Origin of the sequence: Flavobacterium foetidum (genome assembly GCF_004634245.1) — a bacterium.
Lineage (GTDB): Bacteria > Bacteroidota > Bacteroidia > Flavobacteriales > Flavobacteriaceae > Flavobacterium > Flavobacterium foetidum.
The window spans coordinates 196053-203577 of sequence record NZ_SJTF01000010.1 but is presented as its reverse complement, the minus strand read 5'-3'; the positions used below and the strand labels follow the sequence as shown (position 1 = coordinate 203577).

General features: G+C 33.8%; 7 protein-coding genes. 5 read left to right on the top strand and 2 right to left on the bottom strand.

Annotated elements, in window-relative coordinates:
* The first annotated feature begins 229 nt into the window (after window positions 1-229).
* On the top strand, window positions 230-682 hold the full coding sequence (locus tag E0W73_RS14180; protein WP_135222731.1) for a DUF1569 domain-containing protein: 453 nt from the start codon (window positions 230-232) through the stop codon (window positions 680-682).
* A 13-nt stretch (window positions 683-695) separates the two neighbouring features.
* Window positions 696-1130, top strand: coding sequence for a nuclear transport factor 2 family protein (locus E0W73_RS14175; RefSeq protein WP_135222730.1), 435 nt, complete (start codon window positions 696-698; stop codon window positions 1128-1130).
* Here the strand turns inward: E0W73_RS14175 and E0W73_RS14170 are convergent, their stop codons facing one another.
* Window positions 1131-1775: an endonuclease III domain-containing protein gene (locus E0W73_RS14170; protein ID WP_135222729.1), complete on the bottom strand. Its 645-nt coding sequence runs from the start codon at window positions 1773-1775 to the stop codon at window positions 1131-1133. It abuts the gene before it with no gap.
* 36 nt (window positions 1776-1811) lie between these two features.
* The gene (locus E0W73_RS14165; protein WP_135222728.1) at window positions 1812-2678 is read right to left on the bottom strand and encodes an alpha/beta fold hydrolase; all 867 of its coding nucleotides are present in this window, start codon (window positions 2676-2678) and stop codon (window positions 1812-1814) included.
* 130 nt (window positions 2679-2808) lie between these two features.
* On the opposite strand from E0W73_RS14165, the gene E0W73_RS14160 reads away from it, so the two are divergent.
* Genes E0W73_RS14160 through glgB form a run of 3 tightly spaced genes read left to right on the top strand, consistent with a single transcriptional unit; the run spans window position 2809 to window position 7460 of the window.
* A complete protein-coding gene (locus tag E0W73_RS14160) occupies window positions 2809-4236 on the top strand; it encodes a glycogen synthase (protein ID WP_135222727.1) in 1428 nt (475 codons plus the stop codon).
* The gene (locus tag E0W73_RS14155) at window positions 4226-5506 is read left to right on the top strand and encodes a glucose-1-phosphate adenylyltransferase (protein ID WP_135222726.1); all 1281 of its coding nucleotides are present in this window, start codon (window positions 4226-4228) and stop codon (window positions 5504-5506) included. The genes E0W73_RS14160 and E0W73_RS14155 overlap by 11 nt, the downstream gene beginning before the upstream one ends.
* Before the next feature lie 49 nt (window positions 5507-5555).
* A complete protein-coding gene (gene glgB / locus E0W73_RS14150; protein WP_135222725.1) occupies window positions 5556-7460 on the top strand; it encodes a 1,4-alpha-glucan branching protein GlgB in 1905 nt (634 codons plus the stop codon).
* Window positions 7461-7525 lie beyond the last annotated feature (65 nt).

Sequence of the window (7525 nt, the reverse complement as noted above, 5' to 3'; positions counted from 1 at the left end):
TAAGGACTGCTTGCGTTAGGGATGGTAGCGGCATCCTTTTGCTTTTTCTTTAAAAAGCAAAAGATACAGCGGACAGCCCGGCCCGGAGGGAAACGCCATAAATGTTTATTTTGCTCTGATCCCTTTTTTGGAGCTATAAAAAATTTAAGCATAAATATTAGTGAGTTTAAAACGAAAAAGAATAATTATTATTTTTGACGTATTATATACACAAAAATAAGGTTAGAGCATGAAAAATGTTTTTCAATTAGAAGACTCTCAGGATTTTATAAACCGCATTAGTAAATTAAGATATGATTCTCAACCAGTTTGGGGCAAAATGAATGTCTCACAAATGCTGGCACATTGCAATGTTACTTATGAAATGGTTTATGATTCTATCTATCCAAAACCTAATGGATTATTTAGGCTTTTATTGAAATTATTTGTGAAACCAGGTGTAGTAAGCGAAAAACCATATCCTAAAAATATTAGAACTGCTCCTCAATTTATTATTAATGGTAACCGAGATTTTGAGAGCGAGAAATCTAGACTTATTAACTATATCATTAAAACGCAGGAATTAGGAAAAAACGAATTTGAAGGTAAAGAATCCTTATCTTTCGGAAAGTTAAAATCAACAGAGTGGAACAATATGTTTGCAAAACACCTAGAGCATCATTTGCAACAATTTAATGTTTAATTTTGTATTCAATATGAAAAAATACTTCTGCATTATTTTTTTTATTATAACATACCCTTCTTTGGCTCAGAAGCAAGACGTGCAAAAAGTTATTGAAACTTTTTTCGAAGGGTTTCATAAGCGTGATACCTTAGTATTACAATCAACTTGTTCTGATAAAATTATTTTGCAATCAATTACTGAGAGTGCCATAAAGGGAAATAAACTTTCTAGTGAAAGTCCGAAAGAATTCTTTCGCTCTATAGCTAAAATACCAGCTAATCTAAAATTTTTTGAGAAAATAATCAGTTACAATATACAAATAGATGGGTCTATGGCTCATGTTTGGACTCCTTATGAGTTTTATATTAATGATAAGTTAAGTCATTCTGGAGTAAATACCTTCACATTGTTTCGAGAAAAAGACAATTGGAAAATCATTTATCTAATTGATACAAGGAGAAAATAATTAGGAAAAATGTGTACGATAATATTCACAATCATCTGCCATCAAACAGATTTCACATTTTGGTGTTGGTCTGCAGATTTCTCGTCCTAAAAAAGAAATGGCCATTCCGATTTCTGACCACATTTTCTTTGGCAATACTTTCATTAAATCTTTTTCTACCTTATTTCCGTCTTTACTTTCTTTTATTATTCCTAGCCTCGGAGCTACACGTATCACGTGCAGATCGGCAATTATTCCTTCAGCATCTTGACCAGTTTCTCTTAATATAACATTAGCAGATTTTCTTCCAATTCCTTTTAGATTAGTTAATCCATTCATTGTCAGTGAAATATTATCGTCATTTTTTATAGTTTGAGCTATCTCTAATAACCACTTGGCTTTAGTAGGATAGTTTCTAACCTTAGAAATATAAGGAATAAATGTATCAATATCAGTTTTAGATAAACTTTTTAGGGTTGGGAACTTTTCAAATACAGCTGGAGCAATTTTATTAATATTGGCATCAGAATCTTGTGCAGATAAAACAACCATGACCAATAGCTGATAAGTATTATGGTAGTCCAAAGGATGTTTTTTGCCTTTGTACTTTTTAATAAGCGGTTTAAGTTTTTTCTCCCATTCTGTTGTTTCTGCAAATAAATCCATTTTGCTTGTGTTTAAATTTAATGTTATATAATAAAGTTAATCACTTTTAATGAAATTAATTATGTTTTTTATAACATTATGATTTCCAAGTATTTTTCGATGTCCTAATCCTTCGGTTAATAACAAAGTTCCTTTTTCTAGGTTTTTATGAATGTGTATTGCAGCACTTACAGGAACTTCAGGATCATCGTTGTCATGAATAACTAATACAGGTATTTTGACTTTCTGTGCCGAACGGTATGCAGAAAAGTCATCCATTTTAAGCTGGTATTTCTCTTCAAAAAAATCTTTAAGACGTGCGCTATTCTCTTTTTTTAATTCAATTTTTGCTATAAACTCGTCCAATATATCCTGAATAACATCACCGCTTCCGATGATTATTGCTTTATTAGCCTGAAATCCCTCTCGAATTGCATTTAAAACCGACATACCGCCTAAAGAATGACCGATTATAATATCGAATCGACCGAATTGTTTTTCAATTTCCAAAATTGAAGCTATAAATTCAGACATAATGGTAGTTCGGCCCTTTGATTTTCCGTGTGCGGGCGCATCGAAACTTACTACTGAATAATCATTAGCAATTAGTTCTTCAGCTATTTTGAAAAGTTGTGTGCCTCTTCCAGACCATCCATGAACAAGCAATGCTTTCTTAGAATTGGCACCGTAGTGATAGATGTTTATACTTTTATTTATCTTGGGAACATTGATCGTTTGCTGTCTACTATTATGATCCATTGCCAATTCTCTCTTCGGAATTTTGTGCTTTACAGGTGTGGTAAACAATCTGGCGCTATATCTAACAGACAGTTTTGTAGATATAAAAGCGCAAATTTTGCAAGATAATCTAATTAAATATGGAATTTTTAATGGTTTAGTAGGATTAGTCGTCTTTTTTGCCATATCGATAAATTTTTTGCAGAAGTGATATTCTGCTTATTTTTTCATAAATTTAAAAAGCATAAAAGTAACATTTTAGAAGAATGTTATTCAAATGATAAGTAATTATTGCAATAACTCTTTATAATTCATAATGGAAATATTTCATATAAGCGCAGAATGCTATCCGATAGCAAAAGTTGGTGGTTTAGCTGATGTAGTTGGTGCTTTGCCAAAATATCAGCAGCTTGCCGGTAATGATTTACGTGTAGTAATTCCGTGTTATGATAATAAATTCAAGTTAGAAAATGAGTTTGAATGCGTACATTGGGGCGATGTAAAACTTGGTAAATACATTTTTCCTTTCAGTGTTTTAAAAGAAACCACTAATAAACTCGGATACGAGCTTTATTTAATTGAGATTAAGGAACTTTTTGACAGGAAAAATATTTATGGCTATGAAGATGATATCGAGAGATTTTTGTCTTTTCAGATTGCTGTATTAGATTGGATTATGGCTAGGAACCAAATTCCAGACATTATAAACTGCCATGATCATCATACAGCGCTTATTCCTTTTTTAATGCAATTTGCGTACGACTATGACGCTTTAAAAAATGTGAAAACAGTATTAACAATTCACAACGGCCTCTATCAGGGATGGTTCGGGTATGATAAACTATATTACATTCCTGATTTTGATTTGATACATGTTGGTTTTTTAGATTGGAACGGCTCTATCAATTCATTGGCAGTTGGAATTAAATGTGCAAACGCTGTAACTACTGTGTCTCCAAGTTACTTAAACGAGATTAATATTGCTGCAAATGGTTTGGAATCGTTGTTTAATTCTGTACGGTTTAAGTCGCGAGGCATTTTAAATGGAATTGACATTGAAATCTGGGATTCTTCTAAAGACAAAATGATCGCTGCAAATTATTCTTTAGAGAATTTCGAAATTGGAAAAAGAATAAATAAAGAAAAGTTATGCGAACAATTTGACTTAGATCCTTCTAAGCCATTATTTAGTTTTATCGGACGCTTATTTGAAGAAAAAGGTGGTGATTTGCTTCCTCAGGCTTCGGCATTGTCTTTATCTGAAAATTTCGAAAATATGAATATACTTATTTTAGGATCTGGAAATCCTGAAATTGAAACTCAGTTACAGCAGTTGAGAAATGATTATAAAGGTAATTATAATGTTTTTATAGGTTATAATGAAGAGTTGGCACATTTAATATACGCAGGTTCAGATTTTATTTTAATGCCGTCACGTGTTGAGCCGTGCGGTCTGAATCAAATGTATGCGCTAAAATACGGAACAGTTCCGATTGTGAGAAGAACTGGCGGTCTTAGAGATACGGTAATAGACTTTGGTGATAGTGGAAACGGAATTTGTCACGATCAGGCTTCGGTCGATGATATTTGTTATTCTATTTATCGAGCTCTGAAACTCTATGACGACAAAGTGACTTTTAATGAGATTATTAAAAAAGGAATGACTGCCAATCATTCGTGGGAAAAAGTTTGTGAGGAATACATCGAAATATACAACTTAATAATTCAGCAAAATGAAATTTAAAAAGAAAAATGTAGTTGCCATTATTTTAGGAGGAGGACAAGGCTCGCGTTTGTTCCCGTTAACAGAAACCAGATCAAAACCTGCTGTACCGATAGGAGGAAAGTATAGGTTGGTAGATATTCCCATTTCGAATTGTATTAATTCGGATATTTTTAAGATATTCGTTTTGACTCAGTTCAATTCTGCTTCTCTAAATGCCCACATAAAAAACACATTCAATTTCAGTATTTTTAGTCAATCTTTTGTTGATATTTTGGCAGCCGAACAAACCCCAGACAATCCAACATGGTTTCAGGGAACTGCAGATGCAGTACGTCAGTGTATGTCGCATTTTCTAAAACACGATTTTGATCACGCCTTGATTCTGTCGGGAGATCAGCTGTATCAAATGGATTTTAATGAAATGCTAGAAGCGCATATTGCTAGTAATGCAGAAATTTCTATTGCTACACTTCCAGTAAATGCTAAAGATGCACCAGAGTTTGGAATTTTAAAAACAAATCATGAAAGTTGCATCGAAGCTTTTATCGAGAAACCACATGCTTCACTTTTACCTGAATGGGAGTCGGAGGTGAGCGAAGAAATGCAAGCAAAAGGGAAGAAATATCTTGCTTCTATGGGAATTTATATTTTCAATAAATCACTATTAGAAGAATTGATGTCCAATCAAGAAACCAAAGATTTCGGGAAAGAAATCATTCCGCAGGCGGTAGGCAAACATAAGATTTTGAGTTATCAATATGAGGGTTATTGGACCGACATTGGAAATATCGAGTCCTTTTTTGAAGCCAACATAGGATTAACCGCTGATATTCCAGAATTTAACTTATTTGATAACGATAATAAGATTTTCACTCGTCCTCGTTTACTGCCACCCTCTAAATTTAGAAATTCTATCATAAATCAGTCCTTGATTTCGGAAGGATGCATTATAAATGCTAGGGAGATCAAAAGTTCGGTAATCGGAATTCGTTCTAGAATTGGCGTAGGTACAGTTTTAGAAAACTGCTATGTGATGGGGAACGATTTTTATCAGGATTTGGATGAAATGAATTACGAAAGCAGCATCAATAAAATACATGTCGGAATTGGAGAAAATTGTTTTATAAAAAATGCATTGATAGATAAGAATGTAAGAATCGGCAACAATGTGCATATCAACGGTGGCAAACATCTCGATAATTTTTCAAACGAGTTATACAGTATTAAAGACGGTATAGTTGTTGTCAAAAAAGGAGTTGTACTTTCGGATAATTTCAGAATAGAGTAAACAAAAAAAAAAGAACAATTCCAAAATCCATTTTATATAAAAAACTAATATGTCTAAAGTAATTCCACATTCTCTGTTTACTGATTTTGATATTGATTTATTTAAAGCTGGAAAGCATTTTAAATTGTATGAAAAATTAGGGGCACATCTGATCGAAGTAAATGGAGTAAAAGGTGTTTATTTTGCGGTATGGGCTCCAACAGCTTCTTCGGTTTCGGTTGTTGGAGATTTCAATTACTGGACTCAAGGTGAGCATACGCTTCAAGTAAGGTGGGATTCGTCTGGAATTTGGGAAGGTTTTATACCAAATATAGATAAAGGAACGCTTTATAAGTATAAAATTCAATCGCATAATAACGGAATTATCACTGAAAAAGCAGACCCTTTTGCTCTTTATTGTGAAAAGCCACCTCATACAGCATCTGTGGTCTGGGATTTAAACTATGATTGGAATGATAACGATTGGATGCAGAAAAGAAAACAGCACAATAGTCTAGACAAGCCCTATTCTGTATACGAAGTCCATTTGGGATCTTGGAAACGCGCTGATCACAATCGGTTTTTAACGTATCTGGAATTAGCAGATGATTTGGTCAATTATGTAAAAAAAACTGGTTTTACGCATGTCGAATTCATGCCGATTATGGAATACCCGTATGATCCTTCATGGGGATATCAGTTAACGGGCTATTTTGCACCAACTTCGCGTTTTGGCAAACCACAAGATTTTATGGTTCTGGTGGATAAATTGCATCAGGCAGGAATTGGCGTAATTCTGGACTGGGTTCCTTCGCATTTTCCGGATGACAGTCATGGTTTAGGATTTTTTGATGGTTCACATCTTTATGAGCATCCTGATCGACGTAAAGGATATCATCCAGATTGGAAAAGCTTGGTTTTTAATTACGGAAGAAACGAAGTTCGAGCATTTTTAATAAGTAATGCTGTGTTTTGGCTTCAAAATTATCATGCAGATGGTTTGCGAGTTGATGCTGTTGCTTCAATGCTATATCTAGATTATTCTCGTAAAGAGGGAGAATGGGAACCAAATATATACGGTGGCAGAGAAAACTTAGAAACTATTAGTTTTCTTAGAGAATTTAATGAAGTAATTTATGCTAATTTTTCTGATGTACAAACAATTGCAGAAGAGAGCACTTCTTTTCCGATGGTTTCAAGACCCACTTTTACAGGAGGGCTAGGCTTTGGAATGAAATGGATGATGGGGTGGATGCACGACACTTTGAAATACTTTCAGCGTGATACGGTCTATCGCAAATACCATCAGAATGAGCTTAGTTTTGCGATGACTTACGCTTTTACTGAAAATTTCATGTTGCCTTTTTCTCATGATGAAGTAGTGTATGGAAAAAAATCACTCATTTATAAAATGCCTGGAGACGAGTGGCAACGTTTTGCAAATCTTAGGTTGCTTTACGGCTATATGTTTACACATCCCGGAGCAAAATTATTGTTTATGGGAGCAGAATTTGGGCAAACTTCAGAGTGGAATTTCGAGCAAAGCCTTGACTGGCATTTACTTCAGTACAATTTTCACAGCGGTGTACAGAAACTGATTACGGATTTGAACAAACTTTATAGGTCGCAGCCATCCTTATATGAAAAACAATTTACAGGAGATGGTTTCGAGTGGATCAATTATTCAGATCATCAAAATGCTGTTTTATCGTATATCCGAAAGGGAAATAAAGAGGAAGAACAACTTATAGTGGTTTGTAATTTCACTCAGATTGTACGTGAAAATTACCGAATAGGAATTCCTAAAAAAGGAATTTTAAAAGAAATCTTCAACACGGATAATCTTGAATATGGCGGAAGTGGCGTGGGCAATCTAAATGATTTGAGAATTGATGAAACTTCATATGATAGTCATAATTATTCTGTCGAATTAATATTACCGCCGTTGAGTGTAACAGTTTATTCAATTGTCTAAAATCTTTGAATGAGTTTTTGTTATTTTTCGATTTAAAAATTGTCAATTATAAGATTTTGACAGCC